At 52.1% G+C, this 20954-nt stretch carries 15 protein-coding genes and 3 pseudogenes; 5 read left to right on the top strand and 13 right to left on the bottom strand.

The window, feature by feature from the left end:
- Nucleotides 1-926: 926 nt before the first annotated feature.
- From H7A79_RS02545 to H7A79_RS02505, 9 genes and pseudogenes are all read right to left on the bottom strand, one after another.
- Nucleotides 927-2303, bottom strand: coding sequence for a HAMP domain-containing sensor histidine kinase (locus tag H7A79_RS02545; protein WP_135036688.1), 1377 nt, complete (start codon nt 2301-2303; stop codon nt 927-929).
- A gap of 19 nt (nt 2304-2322) precedes the next feature.
- A complete protein-coding gene (locus H7A79_RS02540; RefSeq protein WP_135036691.1) occupies nt 2323-3000 on the bottom strand; it encodes a response regulator transcription factor in 678 nt (225 codons plus the stop codon).
- A 181-nt stretch (nt 3001-3181) separates the two neighbouring features.
- Nucleotides 3182-5011: a PglL family O-oligosaccharyltransferase gene (locus H7A79_RS02535; protein WP_187000959.1), complete on the bottom strand. Its 1830-nt coding sequence runs from the start codon at nt 5009-5011 to the stop codon at nt 3182-3184.
- Complete coding sequence (locus H7A79_RS02530; protein WP_187000958.1) at nt 5004-5378, bottom strand: DUF2069 domain-containing protein; 375 nt, start codon at nt 5376-5378, stop codon at nt 5004-5006. Before H7A79_RS02530 ends, H7A79_RS02535 begins: the two co-directional genes overlap by 8 nt.
- Nucleotides 5379-6366: 988 nt before the next feature.
- Nucleotides 6367-7428, bottom strand: coding sequence for a uroporphyrinogen decarboxylase (gene hemE, locus H7A79_RS02525; RefSeq protein WP_187000957.1), 1062 nt, complete (start codon nt 7426-7428; stop codon nt 6367-6369).
- Nucleotides 7429-7646: 218 nt separating this feature from the next.
- Entirely contained in the window at nt 7647-8873 is a 1227-nt protein-coding gene (locus H7A79_RS02520) for a heme biosynthesis HemY N-terminal domain-containing protein (RefSeq protein ID WP_187000956.1), read from the bottom strand.
- Nucleotides 8870-10393: a uroporphyrinogen-III C-methyltransferase gene (locus H7A79_RS02515; RefSeq protein WP_377057768.1), complete on the bottom strand. Its 1524-nt coding sequence runs from the start codon at nt 10391-10393 to the stop codon at nt 8870-8872. Before H7A79_RS02515 ends, H7A79_RS02520 begins: the two co-directional genes overlap by 4 nt.
- Before the next feature lie 41 nt (nt 10394-10434).
- Complete coding sequence (locus H7A79_RS02510; RefSeq protein WP_187000955.1) at nt 10435-11148, bottom strand: uroporphyrinogen-III synthase; 714 nt, start codon at nt 11146-11148, stop codon at nt 10435-10437.
- A 117-nt stretch (nt 11149-11265) separates the two neighbouring features.
- Nucleotides 11266-11732, bottom strand: a pseudogene (locus tag H7A79_RS02505) (IS1595 family transposase); the annotation flags it as partial.
- A 56-nt stretch (nt 11733-11788) separates the two neighbouring features.
- On the opposite strand from H7A79_RS02505, the gene H7A79_RS02500 reads away from it, so the two are divergent.
- Nucleotides 11789-12439, top strand: a complete 651-nt coding sequence (locus H7A79_RS02500; protein WP_186999880.1) for an IS1595 family transposase — start codon at nt 11789-11791, stop codon at nt 12437-12439.
- Nucleotides 12440-12457: 18 nt separating this feature from the next.
- On the opposite strand, the pseudogene H7A79_RS02495 reads toward H7A79_RS02500, so the two are convergent.
- The 4 genes and pseudogenes from H7A79_RS02495 to H7A79_RS02480 all read right to left on the bottom strand — a co-directional run.
- A pseudogene (locus tag H7A79_RS02495) lies at nt 12458-12631 on the bottom strand (IS1595 family transposase); the annotation flags it as partial.
- A 922-nt stretch (nt 12632-13553) separates the two neighbouring features.
- Nucleotides 13554-13764 (bottom strand): annotated as a pseudogene (locus H7A79_RS15165) (IS1595 family transposase); the annotation flags it as partial.
- Nucleotides 13765-14027: 263 nt separating this feature from the next.
- Nucleotides 14028-16307 carry an NADP-dependent malic enzyme gene (locus H7A79_RS02485; protein ID WP_187000954.1) on the bottom strand — a complete coding sequence of 760 codons (2280 nt, stop codon included), beginning with the start codon at nt 16305-16307 and terminating at the stop codon, nt 14028-14030.
- 165 nt (nt 16308-16472) lie between these two features.
- Nucleotides 16473-18338, bottom strand: a complete 1866-nt coding sequence (locus H7A79_RS02480; protein WP_187000953.1) for an NAD(P)-binding protein — start codon at nt 18336-18338, stop codon at nt 16473-16475.
- Between the two features lie 674 nt (nt 18339-19012).
- Between H7A79_RS02480 and H7A79_RS02475 the strand changes: the two genes are divergently transcribed.
- From H7A79_RS02475 to purN, 4 genes are all read left to right on the top strand, one after another.
- Complete coding sequence (locus tag H7A79_RS02475) at nt 19013-19582, top strand: ubiquinone biosynthesis accessory factor UbiJ (protein WP_187000952.1); 570 nt, start codon at nt 19013-19015, stop codon at nt 19580-19582.
- A 122-nt stretch (nt 19583-19704) separates the two neighbouring features.
- Complete coding sequence (locus H7A79_RS02470; RefSeq protein WP_214646399.1) at nt 19705-19902, top strand: hypothetical protein; 198 nt, start codon at nt 19705-19707, stop codon at nt 19900-19902.
- Nucleotides 19903-19947: 45 nt separating this feature from the next.
- On the top strand, nt 19948-20310 hold the full coding sequence (locus H7A79_RS02465; protein WP_187000951.1) for a hypothetical protein: 363 nt from the start codon (nt 19948-19950) through the stop codon (nt 20308-20310).
- Entirely contained in the window at nt 20307-20933 is a 627-nt protein-coding gene (gene purN, locus H7A79_RS02460) for a phosphoribosylglycinamide formyltransferase (protein ID WP_187000950.1), read from the top strand. Before H7A79_RS02465 ends, purN begins: the two co-directional genes overlap by 4 nt.
- Nucleotides 20934-20954 lie beyond the last annotated feature (21 nt).

The raw sequence follows: 20954 nt of genomic DNA, 5'->3' as shown, positions 1-20954 counted from the left end.
CAGCGGCAGGCTTTTTGTTGCAGTTTACCCAAAAACTGCTAGATACGGCTGTGTTCACCGCCTAAAGCAGCCACGAGCCGGCTCGGGTTGAACGATTTCAAAATCAATAAATTATGCTTCATGTTTACCCCTTGGAAAATGAAATCAGGGAATCAAGGCCGTCTGAACATTATTTTTCACAACAATATTTTATTTTCAACTGCTTGCAGATAACTTGCTTTGCCGCCGTCTGTCCATGTGTTTTCAGACAGCCAGCCTCAAAACATTTGGCGACTGCCGGCAATTGCTTGAACCCGCACAGCCGGAGCAGTTTTCGGTATATTTAGCCTCCCCTCCGCCCGAAGCGGAAATACCGCTCAGTCGATGCCCATTCTTAACAGCCGATCAGCACCGGTAAGCAAGGTATCAGCACTCATGCGCCGCTCAAGAATACAGATTGGCCTGTGTGGTATTGTTATCATCGTTTACCGCCAACAGTTATCGGTCTGCCGCAAAAAAATGCAATATCTGCGACTTGTAATATCCAGCAGTTTCGCCTATTTCGGCTACCGTAACCGCACCCTGCGGTCAAAGCGGACAGTTACAGCCATGCTGTGTATTCACTATATCTGAAACAGCATACCCAAGCCCGCACCGGCAGGTATCTGCCATTTCGACATTTTGAAACAGACACACAACCACCAATATACCTGCCAGCCCCCGAGCCTGCAAAACAACGGTGGCGTATCCTCAAACCATGATGTGCTACCAAACCGGCCAAATGTCCACTCGGTAATTTTTAATTTCACCCCTATACGGCAGCACATTTGACCGTATTTCGATATTATACCCGGTTGCATTTCTACCAATACAAAGCAGCTTACTGCCTTGTGCCTAAAAACTTTAAGGCCGCCTGAAAAATCTTTCAGACGGCCTTAAATATGCGTTTACTTACCGTGTTTGGGTAAAATAAACCGCACTCTCAAACCATTGGGGCGCATGTTTTCCGCCATGATCTTGCCGCTGTGCTGGTGGACGATATGTTGGGCAATCGCCAGCCCCAAACCAGTTCCCGGTTTATGTGCGCTGCTGTCGGCACGGTAAAATGCGGTGAAAATGTGCGGCAGTTGCGCTTCATCTACACCCGGGCCGTTGTCAGTGATGTCGATTAGCCAGTTTTTGGCATCTTGGGACAAAAATACCTTAATTGTGCTGCCTTCGGGGCTATAGGCCATGGCGTTGCGGATGGTGTTGTCAAATGCGCGGTAGAGAAAACCTTCGTTGGCATACAGTTGTGCGTTTCCCGGCACTTTTCCAACTTCGAGCACCACGTTTTGGCTGTTTTGTTCTGCCACGGCCTGGCTGTCTTCCACCAGTTGCGTGAAAAACGGCACCAGTGCCAGATTGTCTTTTTCTAAAACCATATTCGATGTTTCTAGGCGCGAAAGCGTCAACAGTTCGCCCACCATGGTGTCCATACGGGCCAGCTCGCTCTCCAGGCGCTTGAGATACTGCTCCTGTTTTTGCGGCTGCGACTGAATCAGGCCGACAATTGCCTGCATACGGGCTAACGGCGAACGCATTTCATGGGAAACGTGGTGGAGAAGATGCCGCTCTTTGGCTACTAATTTTTGCAGTTTTACCGCCATTTTGTCGAACTGCTCGGCAAGCTGGGAAAACTCATCGCTACGGTCGTCCATCTGCTGGGAAACACGCGTTTCCAAATCACCCGCTGCCAAGCGGCTCATACCCGAGCTCAATACGCGGACGGGCTTGATAATGCCGTTGGTTAAAATGTAAGCCAGCAGCAGCCCCACCAAAATAATGAATAAAAGAATAATAAATTCGTGCCAGATCGGTTTCAGATGCAGCCCGGGGATAAACAGCGGGCTGGGCAGATGTTTGATTTGCCGGTTATCCCAGTTACCGATAAAAAACAGATATTCTTCACCCCAGCGGTCAAATTCGATGCGCACCAAATCCGAATCGGGGTTGTCGATGGCGAATTGGCGCGCATCTTTAATCATTTTTTCCCCTACTTTGCGGCTCAGGATATCTTTTTCTTCATCACCGGTAACCACAAACACTTTATGTGCCATAGGGTTTTCTTCCCACTCCCCCAAAATGTCGAGCACGCCCTGCTCTCCACGCATTTTGAATGCAGAAACGATGCTCCTCATCATGCTGGTTTCAATGATACTTTGTTTTTGGAGTTGGTTTTCGGCTATGGTATTCTGAATCAGCCAGTATGAAAAACTCGCCACGAATATGGCACAGATAATCACTGCGCAAAACGTGGCGAATATACGTTGAAACAGTTTCATTGAGCTGTTTATCTTTTCATCAGTTTTTTACAAACAAATAACCCAAGCCGCGAACGGTTTGAATCAGTGAGGCATCGCCCAATTTATGGCGGATGCTGGAAATATGCACATCAATACTCCGGTCGAATTTGGCCAGCTTGCGGTCGAGCGCTTCAACCGACAGGGTTTCTTTGCTCACTACTTGGCCTGCATGGCGCATCAATACTTCAAGCAGGTTGAATTCAGTGCTGGTCAGCTCCAACGGAGTGTCTTTAATGGCAGCCTGCCGCTTGGCCGGATACAGCACGACTTCGCTCACCGAAATGCTGTTGGGGCTGCTGGTTTGCTCGACCGATTGTTTTGAACGGCGCAAAACCGCATTAATACGCGCCAGCAGTTCGCGTGGAGTGCAGGGCTTGGGCACATAATCATCGGCCCCCATTTCCAAACCGATGATGCGGTCGATATCGTCGCCTTTGGCGGTCAACATAATCACGGGAACGGTGCTTTGGTTGCGCACGTTTTTCAATACGTCCAAACCGTTCATTTTCGGCATCATCGAATCCAACACGACAACATCGTATTGGCCGGATAAAATTTCTTTCACGCCGACTTCGCCATCGGGTACACTGTGTACACTCAAACCTTCGGCCGTTAGGTATTCAGTTAACAGCTCGGTTAACGAAACATCATCATCTACCAATAATACGCGACTCATGGCTTGTCCTTCCTATGGTTACTGTGACAGCCGCCTGCTTGGACGACCGTTGGATATGCGGCGAATCTTAACATGCAAATCGTCTTTGTTGATAGCGTATGCTTCTATGCTTTTGCGCTTTTTTGCAATGCCGCCAACGGCCTTTACATTTCAGACGGCCTATTTACAGAGCAATCCATTTTCAAATATCACATTGTTTTTCTTTGGGATATTTCTTATTAAACTCTTCACATGCCGCTTTTATCTGCGCCTCCAACGGCATCAGCAGGCCGTTGCTGCGTATTTTTTGAGCATAGTGCGGCATCATAAACGGGTAGTAAAGATAAACCTTGCGCAGCCATTCGCGCGCTTCTTTCTCTTTGCCCAAACGGTAGTTATATAATCCTGCTTGGTAGGCGTTGGAATACGGGCGGAACAACAACGCTTCAGATGCAGCCTGCTCTGCCCACGGCTGCAACACTCGGTCGGCCGGATTCGCGCGGCGGGTCAGCGACAGCTGGGCATAATAACGCAACATGGGTTCGGTTGCGGCAATCCGGTTCAGGCCGCTGATTTTCTCTTTCTCCTGCTCCACAGTTTCATCTTTAGGGTGGTGGTCGAAAGCCGTCAGATCGGCATAAACAAAGCCCAAGCGGATAATGCCGGCCAATAAAAACACCGCCAGCAATGCTCCGCCGATATGGTGTATCCCAACTGACTTCAAGCCGTCTGAAACAATGCTCTCGCGCGCGGGCAACAAACTCATCATCAACGCAAACGGCGTGAGAAAATAAAGATACCAAAGCGGGTATTCCAGCATACTGTGGCACAGCGACACGGTCATCATCGCCAACAGCAGCAGCGAGGCGGCATCGGCAGGCCGTCTGAACATACGCCACACAACCGCAACAAACCCCAACACTACGGCCAGCGTTCCAGCCAGCCCCATTTCAGCCAGCAGCTGAAAAAACAGATTGTGTGAGTGGGTAAACAACACATTCAAATGGTTAGGCGTGAACTGCCCGGTTTCGGCCTGAACCAAAAAGCCCTGCAATGCATAACTGCCCCAACCGTGCCCCCACAGAGGTGCCGACCAAAATACTTTCCAAGCCTTGCCCCATTCCACCTCGCGGGCTGACCCACCGAAGCTGCTGCCCTCAATGCGCTCCAGCGCCGTATCGTATTGCACGCCCGAAAACAAATCCAACAACGGGCTGACAGCAAACTGCACCGCCACCGTCATCACCAGCGTAAACAGCATCACCAGCACCATACGGTTGGCCCCACACCCCGCCCATACCCGCCAAAACGGCAGCAGCAGCCCGACACCGATAATATAAGTGAAGATGGTGCGCGAATTCACCAAACCCAAAGCAGATGTCAGCACCAACACCGCCGACAAACCCAGCCAGCCGGGCATACGCCGCTGCGCCCATAAATACGATGCAGCCAACGCCCCCCACATCAGATAATGCCCCAAATGGTTGCGCTGCCCGAGCTGGCCGCTGATTTCGCGCACACCCCGGTAGGCTACGATACCGTGAAACATATCCGCCGCAGCCCAGCCGGTAAACTGCAGCACCACCACAGCAGCCTGCACCAGCGCACCGCCGAGCAGCGCCCATGCCAACACCGACACTACCCTGTCCTGACCGAAACCGGCCACCCAGCCCCTGCACGCCCAGGCCGCCAGTGCCAACACCACAAATGATGCCGTTACCATGTCGTTCATGCCCGGATAAAGTAAATTCATTGCCCGCGCCTGCACCCACCAAAACGCCGCCAACACCAGAAAATACACACCTGCCGCCGGTATGCCCACATTCAAACGGCCAAACAACGCCGTCAGCAGCAACAACACTGCCGCACCGGCCAGCGAGCCGGCTTCAAGATAAAAACCCGGCAGCGGCCCCATGCGGTAAAGCGACAAAAACGGCACCGCACAAATCCAGACAAAGCAAAACCACAACGGCCACAAACGCATACTCCACACCGAATCGCAGCCGTCTGAAAACAAATTTTTCCTAAACATTCCCAACCGCCTTACGCCGTTGTTTTACATAAGCCAAACAGGCGGCGAAAAACGCTGCCGAACACAACAGAGCCGCCGCCGAACAGGCACGGCTGACCGCCGAAGCATCAAACAGGCGCACCACCGCTTCGGCGAAATACGGTAAAACCAGCAGGCTGCTGTATTGGAAAGTATAAACCCTGCCCTTGAGAATTCCGGTCAGCGGTAAACACAAAGGCAGTGCCTTCAGCGCCAGCCACGAACCGCCCGGGCGCAGCGGCGCCAGCCACAACTCCCAGGCAAGACTGATAAAAATCAACGCAGCCAGACTGGAAACAGCCAGCTTATACAGGCGGCCATTGCCGGCAGCAGATTGTTGTACATCCATTACCTTCATTTTCCACATCATTGGACATTCAACATCATTCAGTGTTTCAATCAAGCCGTCTGAAAATCCAAACTTGTTGATTTTCAGACGGCTTAAAATTTAAGAAAATCCAACCCCAGCGTTGTTTACACAGATTGAGAAAACAAGCTTTCAAAACCTCAAAAAAAACGTATCGCCATTCAAACCATCATGCGGCTTCTCCATGTTATCAAAACCCACAAATAGATACCACTCCTTGCCAGCTTTGCTAATTCTTGAAATAAAATGTGCCATACCACATTTTCATTAGAATAATGATAACACGTTCTGTCTCAGCATCAGTTTGCGGATTGGTATTGTTTTACACGCAGACTCCCCACAATCTGCATATCGTTATCGGAATATGTACATCCAATGGTACACGGGCAACAATCTATAGCATCACTCAAAAGAAACTCGGTCACACCTGCTGCTCGAAAAAGTCATTAATGGCAACTGGCAATCCTTCAGATCTGCAGCTTTTGGGGTTTTGCAACAGGAGCAGGCTCTTGACATCAAAATACACCATTTTTCCAGAACGGGCTTTGTTGCAGTGCGTTGCTTTACTTGTTTTTTAGTTTCTCCGATAATCTTTTCTATTTCAGCCAGCCCCGTTTTATACCGTATTTTCCCCGTTTGAAACGGCTGTCGGTGCTTTTTAGTCGATGCTTTTTATCAGTATGAACAGTTGTAACCTACGACCTTTAGGATGTGGAGAAATCCAACGTTGTGTAATTTTTGTTACGACATTGCTGAGCCTTAGCTCAAAGATAATAATTTTATAAACTACTGGAGCAACAATAGAACCAGTTCAGTATTTATCTGTACTATCTGCTGTTTGCTACCGTGTAGCAAAAATAAAGCGAGATTATCTATAATCAATTTACAAAAATAAATATAAGACAACATGCTCAAAGGTACACTCGCACGGCAAAGTGGATCAGCATTGTAATAATTTTGGCACAACCAGCTAGATATGATACGGGCGGGACAGTTCGTGTACGGCATCCACCAGTATCTTGGCGTGTTCGGGGTTTGCATGCTGGTTGATGCCGTGACCGAGGTTGAATACATGGCCGCTGCCGTGACCGTAGGCGGCCAGAATGCGTGCAACTTCAGTGCGTATGCTTTCCGGCGTGCCAAAGAGGGCGAAGGGATCGAAGTTGCCTTGCAGGGCAACTTGGCCACCCACGCGCCTACGTGCTTCGCCGATGTTGCACGTCCAGTCCAAACCCAGAGCATCGGCTCCGACAGCGGCCATTTTTTCCAGCCACAAGCCGCCGCCTTTGGTGAATATAATCAGCGGCACGCGGCGGCCTTCGTTTTCGCGTTTGATGCCGTCTGAAATCTGTTTCATATAGCGCAGGCTGAACTGCTCGAAAGCGCCATCGCTCAATATGCCGCCCCATGTGTCGAAAATCTGTACGGCTTGTGCGCCGGCATCGATTTGGGCGTTGAGATAGGCGGTAACGGCCTGTGCGTTGGTGTCGAGAATTTTGTGCAGCAGCCCAGGGCGCGAGTACATCATGGTTTTGATGGTGCGGAATTCTTTGCTGCTGCCGCCCTCCACCATATAGCAGGCCAGCGTGAACGGGCTGCCGGAAAAGCCGATTAGGGGCACACGACCGTTTAAGGCGCGACGGATGGAGGCAACGGCATCAAACACATATTGCAGCCTGCCCATATCGGGCGCGGTGAGTTTGGCAATATCGGCTTCGTGTTGCAGCGGCCGCTCGAATTTGGGGCCCTCACCTTCGGCGAAATACAGCCCCAAACCCATTGCATCGGGTATGGTGAGAATGTCGGAAAACAAAATGGCTGCGTCCAAGTCGAAACGATCCAGCGGCTGAATGGTTACTTCGGTGGCCAAATCGGTGTTTTTGCACAAATCCAAAAAGCTGCCTGCACGCGTGCGGGTGGCTTTGTATTCGGGCAGGTAGCGGCCGGCTTGGCGCATCATCCACACGGGGGTGTATTCAACGGGTTGTTTGAGCAGGGCGCGCAGGAAGGTGTCGTTTTTCAAGTGGGTCATATCGGGCTTTCGGTTTGTGGTATCAGGCCGTCTGAAAAGGTTTCAGACGGCCTGCAATTTTCATTTTCGCTGCGGTTGCTTCGGCTTCGAGAGAATGATTCCGTGAAGCTGCAACGGCATTGGTCTATTTTATACACTGTTTGAGGCTTGCCGGCCGGCATCGGAAAGTGGTTTTCTCTTCCGGCAGGTTACAGGTAAGGGGTTGTGCCGCCGGGCGGTTATTTGTGTTTGGGAAGGGAAACGTTTTCGCCCTCTCCGCCCATCACGCTTTCCAAGGCGAGTTTGCGTTGGGATTCGGCTTTTTCGGGCTCTCCCACGGCATCAAACACCTTGGCCAAGGCCAAACGTGCGGGCAGTTCGGGCTTGAGGGCAATGGCGGCTTCGAGATAGCCCTGTGCTTTGCCCCACAGTTGTTTGTCGTAGGCAAGCAGGCCGAGATACACCAGCAGACGGGCGTTATCGGGGTTGGCCTGCAACCAGCTATCTGCGGTATCGATGGCGCGGCGCTGTTCTTTGTCGCCCAAAAAACGCACGCTTTCAACCAACGGCTCCAGCAGCTCGGTTTGCTGCGTTTTCGGATAATACTCGTTCACCCATTTCACGACTTGGGCATACATGCCCAAACGCTGGTATTTTTCGGCAACTGCAACACACAAATCGCCCGCTTTGAGATTTTCGGGAATGCGCTTTAAGCAGGCTTTCAGGCTGCCGGCATCGGAAACAAGCGCCAGCAGGCGGCGGTAGGCCCAGTTTTGGTATTGTTCAGCTTCGTAATCACTGATGGCACCGGCTTTCGCCAGTTTTTCTGCTTTATCCAACACATCAAGCGCGTTGCCTTTGTCGAAAGCATAGCGCAATTGCAGGCGCACCAGGCGGGTGAGGCTGGGGTTGATTTGCGCGGCGGCAGCAAGGTGGTTTTCGGCAGCGGCATAATCGCGGCGGCCGAGCGCAGACTCAGCCAGCAGCAAATGGCGCGAGAGCTGTTGCTTGGCGGGCAGCGGTTCGATATCTTTCAGATAACGGTCGCGCAGGGCTTTGTCGTCCATCTGGTCGGCAGCGTGCGCCCCCAGCATCAATGCCAGCGTGCGGTTGCTGCCCGCCTCTTTGTTGGCCAGCACTTTGGCGGCTTCCTGCTCGGCTTTTTGAAATTTGCCTTCAAAATAAGCCAAACCGGCATTGTTGAGCGCATGGGCGGCCTGACGGCCTTTGCGCGCTGCACCGAAACGCTGCATACGGCCCGGCATATTGAGAATCGCCGCAATCAGGCACAGCAGAAGATACAGTATCACCACCAGCGCAACCAGGCCGAGAATGAAAGCATGAAGATTGACGCGCAGCAGGGTTTGCTCCACCACGATGTATACGTTACCGTTATAAGAGCCGGAAGCAATCGCCAAACCCACTGCCACGGCAAACAATACGATAATCCAAATCAGCCCTCTCATGCACGCTCCCCTTTCAATTGAGTCTGACCGGCGGCAGGGTTACCCCCCTCAGGCACGGTAGCGGGTTTTACGGGTTTTGCCGCTTCTTCGGGTTTGGGAGAAAGGCTTGACGGAGAGGCAGGGACAACGGGCGCGGGCTCGGATGCTTGTGCCGGCACAGCAGGCGATGAGGCCGGTGCGGCAGTAGGTGCGGATACGGCTTCAGACAGCTCTGCGGGGCGGCTGGGGCGCACGGTTTCCTGATAATTGCGCACGGCATTCAAGCTGGTTTTCAGCGCGTCATCAGCCACGGCGCGCAAGTCCAGCGCCGTCAAGTCGGCCAACTCGCGCAGCCACGACTGAGTGGCGGGCGAAGAGATGTCGAAATACTGTTTCACGGAAGCCTCGGCGCTGTTTAAATCGTTGAGATACACTTCGCCGTTATGTTGCAGCAGGGCTGTACGTGCATCAAGCAGGCGCAGGCGCAAATTTTCGCGTACAAAATAAGCTTGGTCGGGTGCCATCAGCATAGCATCGTTATTGTTTAAACGGCGCACTTCTACCATATCTTTCAAGGCTGAAAGCGATTTTTGCCAAGCGTTTTCCCACCACGAAAGGTTGGCTGCAGACACTGCGGCGGCCTGCGGCGCAGCCTGGCCGGGTTTCAGTGTACCATCGATAATGAGCGGCAGGCCGGCAATGGCGGCCTCCAAGCGGTTAAGGCGCAGAGAAGCGGCAGAAACATCAAGATAGGGGCGGTTTTTCAACGCAGTCAAATCACCGGCAACCGCTTGTTTGACAGGCAACAGTTCGGGATGGTCGAAACGGCTCAGGCGGCTTTCGATATTTTCGAGTACAGCAACTGCAGCCGGCACATTACCGGTGAGCAGCAGCTGCTGGGAAGCCAGACTGAGCATGGTTTCGGTTTCATCAACCAGCCAGTCGGCACGGCCTTTGAGCAGTTCGCGGTAAGCGCGCTCAGCAGCGGCGATTTTATCGGCGTTGTGTTTTTGATTGCCGATAATCTGCTCCAACACAGCCTGGCTTTCATTCTGTTTGCGCAAAGCATCTTGCAGCATTGAGGCATTGTGGGACTCTCCCAATGCGGCCTTATCTATTTTTTGATTAAAATCAATTTCTTGAGTTTTCAGGATATTCTGACCCTGCACAAACAGAAAGCCCCCCGCGCCCAACGCCAACACCGACAAAGCCAATGCCACAACGGCCACGGCCCTGCCCGAAGATTGTTTGATTACCACAGGGGTAACAAGAGGCTGGGGGTTTTTCGATTCAGACATAAGAAGGTTTCCTGCGGGTTCGGGGTTATTGGGTGCGGCGGCGCCAAAGCCTTTAGCATTATCAGAATGCTGCGGTACTTTGTTCTTTTTATCAAGGCCGCTGTTTTCGCCGGGCTCTCCGTTGGCAGTGTTTTCAGACGGCCTGACAATGCCGTTTGAAGAAACCACCAGCAGTTGTTTCGACTGCTCCGGTTTATTTTCGGGCAGATGGTTTTCGGTAGCGTTTCCATTGTGTCCGTTCATTCATTGCTCCGTGAGACGCATGGTTTCAAGCCTGCCGGCGGTTAGAGGGCAACGGCCCCGAGTGAGTGCGGGTTTAACCGTTCGACCAACTCAATGCGGTGCGCCCCGGCATTGCGCAGCGCATCGGCGATGCGCGGATGATGGGTGAAGTATAACAAGGTTCTTAAAACTTGGGTGATTCTATCCGGCGCCTGGGCAAACAGCCCGCGCACCATTTCAGCAGAAGTGATATAGGCGGCCTGTGGTTTTTCAGCTTCGAAAACCGTCCAATCCAGCAGCTTGGGCCGTCTGAAATATACTTCTGCCACACTCACAGCAAAGCCGCGCCGGCGAAGCACGTCTGCCAAGAAGCCGCGTCCGCCGTGCCCTCGGATAATCAGCACTCCGGCTCCGGAAGGCAAGCTGTTCCACTCCGGCAGTGCCAGCACGGCTTCGCTGTCATTGCCGCTTTCGGGGCTGATAACAGAGTGGGAACAGAATTTCTCCAAAGCATTACGGCTGGCCTGCCCGACAGTAATCTGTGTGATGCCGCCGTCTGAAAAGTCGATATACGGAGCGGCAGTTCCGATGGCGCCGGGGCTGACCCAAAACACGGCTTGCGCAGCTTGGAATTGTTTGTTGAGACCAAGCAGGGCAGACATGTCCGGCTCGAGACTTATCGGGCTGAAAGGCAGTGCCCGCCAGCCTGCCGCTTCGCAAACGGCAATATCTGCAGCAGCTTGCGCCTCAGGACGCACAATCAAAATAGTCGGCATGGTTATTCAAACGGCCTTTTTTCGGTTGGAGAGTGATTGAATGTGTAGCAATGAACGCAGGCTTTGCCAGTGTATCTTGATATATTTATTAAAGAAAGGGGCTGAAGTAGATTAGCCCTAAATACCACACCAATCCCGCAAGATTTTCAACTGCTCACTTGGTGTGCCAAAGTTAAAACGAAACCCGCATTCTTTCAAGAATAGGGGAAAAGACTTTCAGTCGATTCCGTTGTATTTGCATAGCACACGCTTGGCTTGATTCCAAAAATTCCCAATGCCGTTGATGTGGTTTTGCCGTTCTGCAAACCGTATACTGTGGTTGATGCGAAAGCAGCTGAATCTGCCCGCATCAAGTACATCATTTTGCAGTAATCGGTATAGACAATGCTGTCCGGCTTTATTTGTCCGCGGATGACCGGCAGTAAAGCAGCGGCGGTTTGTGTATTGGGCACGGTAACCGTATAAACTTTGCCGTTGTGCTTCAAAAAACCGAATACGGCGGCTTTGCCAGCCGCACCGCGTCTGCCTTTGCGTTGTCCGCCAAAATAACTTTCATCAATTTCTACTCCGCCCTCAAACATTTCTAAAGGGGCTGTACTAGATAACTAGGGAAATTTAACTTCAGGTTAGAATAATCCCTATGAGAAAAAGTCGTTTAAGTCAGTACAAGCAAAACAAACTGATTGAACTATTTGTTGCAGGTGTTACCGCCCGCACAGCGGCGCAATTAGTTAGCGTCAATAAAAATACCGCTGCCTATTACTTCCACCGTTTGCGCTTACTTATCTATCACAACAGCCCGCATCTGGAAATGCTTGATGGTGAAGTAGAAGTTGATGAAAGCTATTTTGGCGGACAACGCAAAGGCAAACGTGGTCGCGGTGCGGCCGGCAAAGTGGCTGTATTCGGGCTTTTGAAGCGTAATGGTAAGGTTTACACCGTTGCCGTACCCAATACACAAACTGCGACTTTATTGCCAATTATCCGCGAGCAAGTGAAGCCTGACAGCATTGTTTATACCGATTGTTACAAAAGTTATGACGTTCTTGATGTGAGCGAATTTTCACATTTTCGGATCAATCACAGCACACATTTTGCTGAGCGACAAAATCACATTAACGGAATTGAGAACTTTTGGAACCAAGCAAAACGCCATTTACGCAAGTTTAACGGCATTCCCAAAGAGCATTTTGAACTGTATTTGAAAGAGTGTGAATGGCGTTTTAACAACAGTGAGATAAAATTTCAAATTTCTATTTTAAAACAATTAGTAAAGCAGGATTTATTCTAGTTATCTAGGACAGCCCCTTTCTAAATGCGGGCTGTTGTGGAAGCTAAGTAATCGCAGAGATGAAAATAATAGGCGGCAGTGTTTTTGTTTACACCAACCGGCTCGGCAACTGCTCGTGCTGTAACGCCTGCTGCAAACAGCTTGACTGACGGGTTTGTTTGGTCTGTAGTGGCTTAAACGGCTTTTTCTCATGGGGATTATTCTAAACTGAATTCGAATTTTCTTGGTTATTTAGGATAGCTCCTAAAGATATATCAAGCGAGAGGTTTAGGCATCAAAATTCATTTTAAAAGATTTTTCCCCAGAATCTTCAACAGCACTTATACAAATCATCATGCCTTATACTTGAAACAGAATCCTGTTTCTTCCAAATACAGGTAAAACCTATGCTTCGGTAAATTAAATCGCGCCAAGCAATGCTCGACATAGCCCCGAAAAGATTCGGTTCTGTTGATATACTGTGTATTGCGGGCAAACTCATTATCGCCACGGTGCACTCTTAAAATATTTTGCAAAGCCATATCCGCGCTTGGCACCGAAAAACTCTATGACACCGCCCAAAAATGTCTGCCGGCAATGTTCATGAACCAAGTGCTGATGCAATTCCAAGTACAGGCTGTTGATGCTTCTAATATTGATTTCTACCGGCTTGGCTGTGTCTGAATTGGTCAGATCCGAACCAAAAGTTTATCAATATTTTTAATATTTGGTGATATTGCTTTCTAAGCTCCATGATTAAATCCGTTAACATTCAATACACCATAACTTTTTTAATAATCCGCATATTGTAGAAAATCCCAGCGTTTTTTTATACTTTTCGTTTTTCGCTTGAAGACCCATTTTGGGATTTTTGAGGAGTACCAAGAATGTCGAAAAACATAACAAAGCCATGTCATTCTTGAGAATACTTACATTTCAGTAAAAAATAAAACTGTTTAGCATAAAAAGTGCTAAACCATCCAATCTTTCCAACATATAGCAACACTGCCATGCCCACCCTGCTTTCGGATAATCGGCTGTAAGGTAAGCGTTTCGGTATCCGAACGGCTGCAGTATAAGCCCTACCGTTTCACTTTAACAGTCTAGAGATTGGGTTTTCCCTCTCCCACTAATCCCGTTTGCTTTTTCTACTGCCATCAAAATGCTTTCGTCTGCTTCGATTTCATCATCAAACATTCCCAAATATGGGATGTTTTGATAAATCAACAAACGTAAACGGTGAAAGCAGTAAGCAGTATCTCTATGAAACCTGTTAATTCTGTTGCTGCTCTAGCGGTTAGGCCGACAACAAACAATTCAACCGGCTTGTGTTGCTTATGCCGAATTAAACGGCTTTCTTCATAAGGGTTGTTTTAAATGTTTGTTAATAACCCCGGTTATCTAGAACAGCCCCCTAAATAAAAACAACTATAGCAAATCCACTTTAGCGCCTTAGCTCAAAGAGAACGGTTTTGCAAGTCACCAAAGCGGCAGCAGAATCGGTTCTATACTGTCTGCTGCTTTGCGCCGAAAATAAAGTGGGGCCGCTATATTTAAAAGAGGCCGTCTGAAAATTTTTCAGACGGCCTTTGATTCAATTGCGGCGGTTTTATTGGCGTTGGGCATCCACGGCGGTCAGCGCAATCATATTGACGATACGGCGCACGGTGGAAATCGGTGTAACGATATTTACCGGTTTGTTCATGCCCATCAGAATCGGGCCGACTGTGATGCCGTTGGTGGCACTCACGCGCAGCAGGTTGTAGCTGATGTTGGCCGCTTCCACGTTAGGCATCACCAGCAGGTTGGCCGAGCCGGTGAGTGTGGTTTCCGGGAAGATGCTCTTGCGCATTTCTTCATCCATTGCCACATCGGCCTGCATTTCACCGTCTATTTCCAATTCGGGATCGGCTTGGCGGACCAGCTCAAGTGCACGCTGCATTTTAACGGCATCTTTATCGTGGCGGGAACCGTAATTGGAATTGGAAACCAGTGCGACTTTGGGCTTGATGCCGAAGCGTTTCATTTCGTTGGCGCACATCAAAGTGCCTTTGGCCAGTTGCTCTGCATCGGGGTCTTCGTTGATGTAGGTGTCGGTGATGAAGAAGTTGCCTTTGTTGGAAATCAGCGCGTTCATGGCACAAGCGTGCTTTTCGGGGTTGTTGTAGCCGATCACTTCTTCAAAAATACCGAAGTGGTCGTAAAAACGGCCCATGGTGCCGCAAAGCATCCCGTCTGCGTGGCCGAGACGGACCATCAATGCGCCGATAAGGGTGCTGTTGGCGCGCATACGGCGGCGTGCCATTTCTTCGGTAACACCCCGGCGTTTGCGCAGTTGGTAGTATTCTTTCCAGCTTTCTTCGAAATACGGGTTTTCAATGATATCTACAAGCTCGAAATCTTTGCCCGGCTGAATCGTCAAGCCTTGCGACTGGATGCGCTCTTCAATGGTTTGACGGTGCCCCACCAAAATCGGAAACGCCAGTTTCTGCGATACAACCTGCTGGGCTGCGTGCAGAATGCGCTCGTCTTCGCCTTCGGTAAGCACAATGCGCTTGATTTGTTTGCGCGCCTGGTTAAACACCGGGCGCATAAACAGGCTGGTTTTATATACAAACTGGGTGAGTTTCTCGATATAGGCTTCCATATCGGAAATCGGGCGGGTAGCCACACCGGAATCCATTGCGGCCTGTGCCACGGCCGGAGCGATTTTGGCAATCAGGCGCGGGTCGAAAGGTTTGGGTATCAGGTATTCCGGGCCGAAGGTCAGATCGGCATCGCCGTAGGCACCGGCCACTTCAGCGCTGGATTCGGCCATGGCCAAATCGGCAATGGCGTGCACGCAGGCGAGCTTCATTTCTTCATTGATGGCGGTAGCGCCCACATCAAGCGCGCCACGGAAAATGAAAGGAAAACACAATACGTTGTTGACTTGGTTGGGGAAGTCGGAACGGCCGGTGCCGATAATCACATCGGGGCGGGCTTCTCTGGCTTCAGGCGGCCAAATCTCGGGGGTGGGGTTGGCCAGCGCAAACACGATGGGGTTTTCGTTCATGGTTTTGAGCATATCGGCACTCAAAACATTGGGGCCGGAGAGGCCGAGAAAAATGTCTTTACCCTGCACCGCATCGGCAAGCACGCGCTGGCCGTTGTCTTGAACGGCATAACGGATTTTGCTTTCATCCATGCGGCTGCGGTCTTCGCGGGTGGCAAAAATCACGCCTTTCGAATCGCACACGGTGATGTTTTCACGTTTCATACCGAGTGCCACCAGTAAATCCAGGCAGGCAATCGCGGCCGCCCCCGCGCCGGAACACACTAAGGAAACTTCTTCGATTTTTTTGCCCGTAACGCGCAGGGCGTTCAATACGGCAGCGGCAGTGATGATGGCGGTGCCGTGCTGGTCATCGTGAAACACGGGGATATTGCAGCGTTCGCGCAGTTTTTTCTCAACATAGAAACACTCGGGGGCTTTGATGTCTTCAAGATTGATGCCGCCGAAAGTCGGCTCCAGCGAAGCGATGATGTCAACCAGTTTGTCCGGGTCGGTTTCGTTTACTTCGATGTCGAACACATCGATACCGGCGAATTTTTTAAACAATACGCCCTTGCCTTCCATCACGGGCTTGCCGGCCAGCGCGCCGATGTTGCCCAAGCCCAAAACGGCAGTGCCGTTGGAAATCACGGCCACGAGATTGCCCCGGGCGGTGTATTTGTAGGAAGCGAGCGGGTCGTTGTAGATTTCCATACAGGGCGCGGCCACGCCCGGAGAGTAGGCAAGCGACAAATCATATTGGGTGGCCAGCGGCTTGGTGGGGGCAACTTGGATTTTGCCCGGATTGGGGTATTCGTGAAAATGAAGGGCGGCTTCTTTGATTAATTCGTCCATAATATATCCTGACTGGGCTGGGGAGGCCGTCTGAAAACCCGGGGTGCGCTAAGGCTTTCAGACGGCCTGTTTGAAAGCATAATATTATCATGCCGGCCGATGCTGCGCACCGTAGAAGCATGCACAATCGGTATTCAGCCTGCCTTCACGGCCGCGCAGCGGCACTCAGGCCTCCAAGGCTTCCTTAACGGCACGGTAGGCCTGGTCGATGGCGCCGTGCACATACGGCATCCAGGCAGAATCGGAGCCGCCGATGAAGATGTTGCCGATTTTTTGCTGCATGGTTTCGGTGGCTTTTTCGGCCGCCCGGTCTGAATCGTAAAGCTCTGCCTGCTCATAGCTGTAGCCGTGCGCCCAGCGGTTGAGGGTAACGCCGGCCAGCACTTCATCGAGATTCTCGCCTGCGGCGGTATAAATGCTGCGCAATTGGTCGAGCATTTCTTTTTCGAGTGCTTCATAATTTTTTCCGGCCAAGCGGCGGCGGCCGTGGCGATACATTTCCCTTGCGTTTTTGCCGTTAAAGCCGGTGGCAATCTGCACCATATGGATAACGACCGGTTCGTTTGCGGTTTGCGGGGCACTATAGCCGCCCATGCTGACGGGGTCGTCCAGACTCACCAGGCAATAGGGCGCATCGGGCGCATAGAGCGAATATACGCCGAGCTTTTGGAATGCGTATGAATTTTTTACCGCCACTTTGCCGTAGATCATCGGCACTTTCACATTGGTTTTGGCGGCTGTTTTTTGGGCTTCGGGCATTTGCGGGATAATGCGGGCGGCCAGTGCGCTGTGGCCGGCAAAAACGGCCCGGGCGGCCTGTATCTGTTTGAGAACACCGCCTTTGGGCATATAGGCTGCGGCCACGCCTTCACTATTGTTTTCCAGCCGCAGCACGGTGCTGTTGAGCCGGATTCTGATGTTGTTTGCAGGCACATCGAGCCGGCTGTAGTCGAATTTGGCCAACACAATATCTTCCATCGTGTTGCCGGGGGCAATGCCGGGAATCAGTTTGCGCACCAATATGCGGGCGATGGAAGCGTTACCGTCGGGAAAATGATAAATATAGGGCTCTTCTTCGCCCTCTTCGGCTTCGAGCCCCAGATTCTGTACCCCGGGATAGCCGGCCTCCAGGGCTTCCTGCACCGAAACGGCATTGATAGCGTGCCCCCAATATTCGGAGCTGAGGTTTTTCAGATATTTCAATGCGTTTTCGGGCAGTTTGACATCATTTTTCAGAAAATCGTAATAGCTGGTTTCAGCGGCGGCCTCTGCCCTTTTGCGTTTGCTGCGGCCTTTGAAATAGTCGGCAGGGTTGGTGTAGAGCTTGGCGAGTGCGGCTTTGTCGGTTTCATCAAGCGGAAATCGGGCAATAATTTCTGCCGCACTTTCTTCACCTGCCTGCGGCAGCCCGACCACTACCGCATCGCGGCCGAAAGAGGCTTGGTTGAAAAACACCCCCTCTTTCAGCCCGCGCTTTTTCTGATAGAGATCTTGGTGGAAATAGGTTTCGAATTTGGTGTAGTCGATGCCCAAATCTTTGAGCAATGCCAGCGATTCTTCGGAATATTCCGATTTGGGCGAATCGATGGATTCGCTGCCCGCATAAGAAATCAAGAGGCGGCCGCCAACGGTAAATTCGTTGCGTTGGGCATGGCCGCCGAAATCATCGTGGTTGTCGATAATCAGAATTTTGGCTTCGGGGCGCTGTTTCTGATAAAGATAGGCGGCGGCCAGCCCGCTGATGCCGCCCCCCACCACCACCAAATCGTAGTATTCCTCAGCTTTGCCCGGCAGGGTGTAGGTTTTGCCCTGCAGCGCAATGCTGTGGGCAGCGGCCTGAACGCCTTCAGAATCGCCGCGCAGGCCGGTCAGGGCGGGCGGATAATAGGCGGCATTCACCACGCGGTTTGTTATTGACGCAGATTCGGGAGAAAGAATGCGGTAGATTCTTTCACAGCTGCCGAGCATCAGGGTGGAAGTAACGGCAGCGGAGCCGCCGATAAATCTGCGGCGGGAAATTTTGTGTTTCATAAAAAACCTTGCTTGATTGTGTGCAGAAAAAACGGCCGAGGCCGTCTGAACAGCAGGTGGCTGTTTACTTTTCAGACGGCCTGAGCGGCAGGATTCGATTACCGGGCGGCGCAATTTTAGCAAAGCCCGCGCAGGCTGTGAACAATTTGCCAATCCATGCCGCATGGGTTAAACAAATGATACAGATTGAAAATTTGACATATCCGCAACCGGATTGCAGCGAATCTGATGTTGTGCAGATTGCTGCCGCACGGTTGGCGTGATGAAAGACGTTTTCTCAGTCGGACGGCCCAAACACCGCCCGTTTGGTTCCTGCACGGCATCGGAGCGCGGGGAAACAGAAAACCGCCCCGTGCCTGCATTCAACCCGTTCCACCGCCCGAAACCTGCCTGCCCGGTATCGGAAAACGCATATCGGCTATATACTGCCTGTTGCTGCGGCCCAAGTCCGTCTGAAAAAATACACACGCCGGCTGCACCATATCCGGCATGGATTATCAGGCAGGCCACGCCCGCCTCCCGCCACGCCGGCACAAACGGGAGCAGCACCCATCGCGATATGCCCGCCATAACGGCGCCGCCCGCAACCGCTGCCCCATCCTTTTAACCCAACCCGCTGTAAAACCACGACCGTTTTCAGACGGCCTGTTACCCTGTCAGAAAGAACATTCCGCATGAGCGCCCTACTTCCCGTGATCAACCACTTAATCCGGCAAAACCGCGAAACCCAAGCCCTCTTGGGCGGCTTTGCGGGCCAAACCCTCAGCCTGCACGCCGCCGGAATGCAGATTCGCGGCACGTTTAACGCAGAGGGCTTTTTGGAATACACCCCGGATGCGGCCGACACCGAAATCCGCTTTCTCCCCGGTGCGGTGGAAAAAGTGCTGCAAGGGCAAACGCCCGGTGTGGGCGACGTGTCGATCAGCGGCGACACCGGCTTGGGCACCGCCCTGCTGCCGCTTATCGGCGGCCTGCGCTACCATGCCAACGATGATTTAAGCCGCCTGCTCGGTGATGCGGCGGCGGGCAGTATCGCCGTGCGCACCGAAAAAGCCGCCCGCACAGTCAAACAGATCGGCCTGAGCATACTCGAGCAACTCAGCGACTTCGCCAAAGAGCCGGAAGCCCCCGTGGCAGACAGGCACGCTCTGTCGGCGTGGGCGCGTGAAATCGACGCCCTGCGCGACGACACCGCCCGCTTCGAAGCGCGGCTGGCAAAACTGGAGGCACAAAGCAAGGGTTGATGCGGCCAAGCCTTTACCCTTATCTGCCGCTCAAACCTTTACACCATGCCGCGCCCGAGATGCGGGCAACGCGCAGGCAATACGGCGGCGCAGCAACAGCGCAACGTCCTGGGGCAGGCAGGATGAAACAGCATTCCGGTTGGCTGAATATCTGCTATAGGGTGTGTTTACTGTTGGGTTTATCTTTGCAGATGGGCGGATTAGCATTGCAATTAAAGCATGGGATACAGCGCGGCATAACATGCCGCAAGATGCCGGAAAAACAGCGGAACATGGCAGAAAAACCTGATGCCCTTGCAAAATTCATTCAGGCCGTCTGAAATATCCGGCCATCGTTATTGCCGGTAAATGTACCGACACTTCTCATGGCAAATTTGAACCAAGTTCCCGATATACGGGCTGAAAGCAACTCCGCCGTTCTGCGCCGCACCCAACCCGCTGCATTTCCCGTTGTTCACGATTGGCAAAAACAGCGTCAAGGCCGGCCTGCCGTTTCAGACGGCTTAAAACTTGGCAAAACCCGCCTCGGCCGTCTGAAATTGTCGCAAAACACCCAAGCCCTTTCATCATGCGGTTTCCGAAACCGGCGCGGCCGCAACGGTATCGCCCCCTTTGCCCACATTTGCTACAATAATCCCGTTTTAAACGCCGTTAAACCGCTTGCCCGTGTGCCGCAGCGGCACCATCTTTATCCGACCCATTTCAATAAAAGGCCGTCTGAAACATGAAAAACATCGTTATCCTGATTTCCGGCAGGGGCAGCAATATGCAGGCCGTTGTAAAAGCGCAGATTCCCAACGCCCGCATCGCCGCCGTGTTGAGCAACAACGAAACCGCCGCCGGTTTGGCATGGGCGGCGCAGCGCAATATCGCAACCGACAGCCTAAGCCATAAAAATTTCGACAGCCGCCTGGCGTTTGATGAAGCCATGATGCGGAAAATCGATGCCTACCAACCCGATTTGGTGGTGTTGGCAGGTTTTATGCGCATACTCACGCCCGAGTTCTGCCGGCATTACGAAGGCCGCCTGATCAACATCCACCCCTCGCTGCTGCCCGCCTTCACCGGCCTGCACACCCACCGGCGCGCCATCGACGCAGGCTGCCGCATCGCAGGCTGCACCGTGCATTTCGTTACCCCCGAGCTGGATTGCGGCCCCATCATCGCACAGGGCGCGGTGCCGGTGTCCGACCACGACACCGCCGACACACTTGCCGCGCGGGTGTTGGAAGCCGAGCACCTGATTCTCCCGCAGGCCGTGGCCGATTTTGTTGGCGGCCGTCTGAAAATATCGGGCAGCCGCGTTATCCGCAACACCGGAGCGCAACTCGATGCCCGCCTGCTGGCCTGAATACAGCCGCCCGAGAAAGGA

This window comes from Neisseria musculi (assembly GCF_014297595.2).
Taxonomy (GTDB): domain Bacteria; phylum Pseudomonadota; class Gammaproteobacteria; order Burkholderiales; family Neisseriaceae; genus Neisseria; species Neisseria musculi.
This window is presented reverse-complemented; position numbering and strand designations above follow the sequence as displayed.

Bases quoted from the DNA above. Each gene is read 5' to 3' on its own strand.
- H7A79_RS02485 (WP_187000954.1), bottom strand. From the start codon at position 16,307: ATGGACGAATTAATCAAAGAAGCCGCCCTTCATTTTCACGAATACCCC.
- H7A79_RS02540 (WP_135036691.1), bottom strand. From the start codon at position 3,000: ATGAGTCGCGTATTATTGGTAGATGATGATGTTTCGTTAACCGAGCTG.
- H7A79_RS02520 (WP_187000956.1), bottom strand. From the start codon at position 8,873: ATGAGAGGGCTGATTTGGATTATCGTATTGTTTGCCGTGGCAGTGGGT.
- H7A79_RS02475 (WP_187000952.1), top strand. From the start codon at position 19,013: ATGAGCGCCCTACTTCCCGTGATCAACCACTTAATCCGGCAAAACCGC.
- H7A79_RS02480 (WP_187000953.1), bottom strand. From the start codon at position 18,338: ATGAAACACAAAATTTCCCGCCGCAGATTTATCGGCGGCTCCGCTGCC.
- H7A79_RS02535 (WP_187000959.1), bottom strand. From the start codon at position 5,011: ATGTTTAGGAAAAATTTGTTTTCAGACGGCTGCGATTCGGTGTGGAGT.
- H7A79_RS02545 (WP_135036688.1), bottom strand. From the start codon at position 2,303: ATGAAACTGTTTCAACGTATATTCGCCACGTTTTGCGCAGTGATTATC.
- H7A79_RS02530 (WP_187000958.1), bottom strand. From the start codon at position 5,378: ATGGATGTACAACAATCTGCTGCCGGCAATGGCCGCCTGTATAAGCTG.
- H7A79_RS02470 (WP_214646399.1), top strand. From the start codon at position 19,705: ATGAAACAGCATTCCGGTTGGCTGAATATCTGCTATAGGGTGTGTTTA.
- H7A79_RS02500 (WP_186999880.1), top strand. From the start codon at position 11,789: ATGAGAAAAAGTCGTTTAAGTCAGTACAAGCAAAACAAACTGATTGAA.
- purN (WP_187000950.1), top strand. From the start codon at position 20,307: ATGAAAAACATCGTTATCCTGATTTCCGGCAGGGGCAGCAATATGCAG.
- H7A79_RS02515 (WP_377057768.1), bottom strand. From the start codon at position 10,393: ATGAACGGACACAATGGAAACGCTACCGAAAACCATCTGCCCGAAAAT.
- hemE (WP_187000957.1), bottom strand. From the start codon at position 7,428: ATGACCCACTTGAAAAACGACACCTTCCTGCGCGCCCTGCTCAAACAA.
- H7A79_RS02510 (WP_187000955.1), bottom strand. From the start codon at position 11,148: ATGCCGACTATTTTGATTGTGCGTCCTGAGGCGCAAGCTGCTGCAGAT.
- H7A79_RS02465 (WP_187000951.1), top strand. From the start codon at position 19,948: ATGGCAAATTTGAACCAAGTTCCCGATATACGGGCTGAAAGCAACTCC.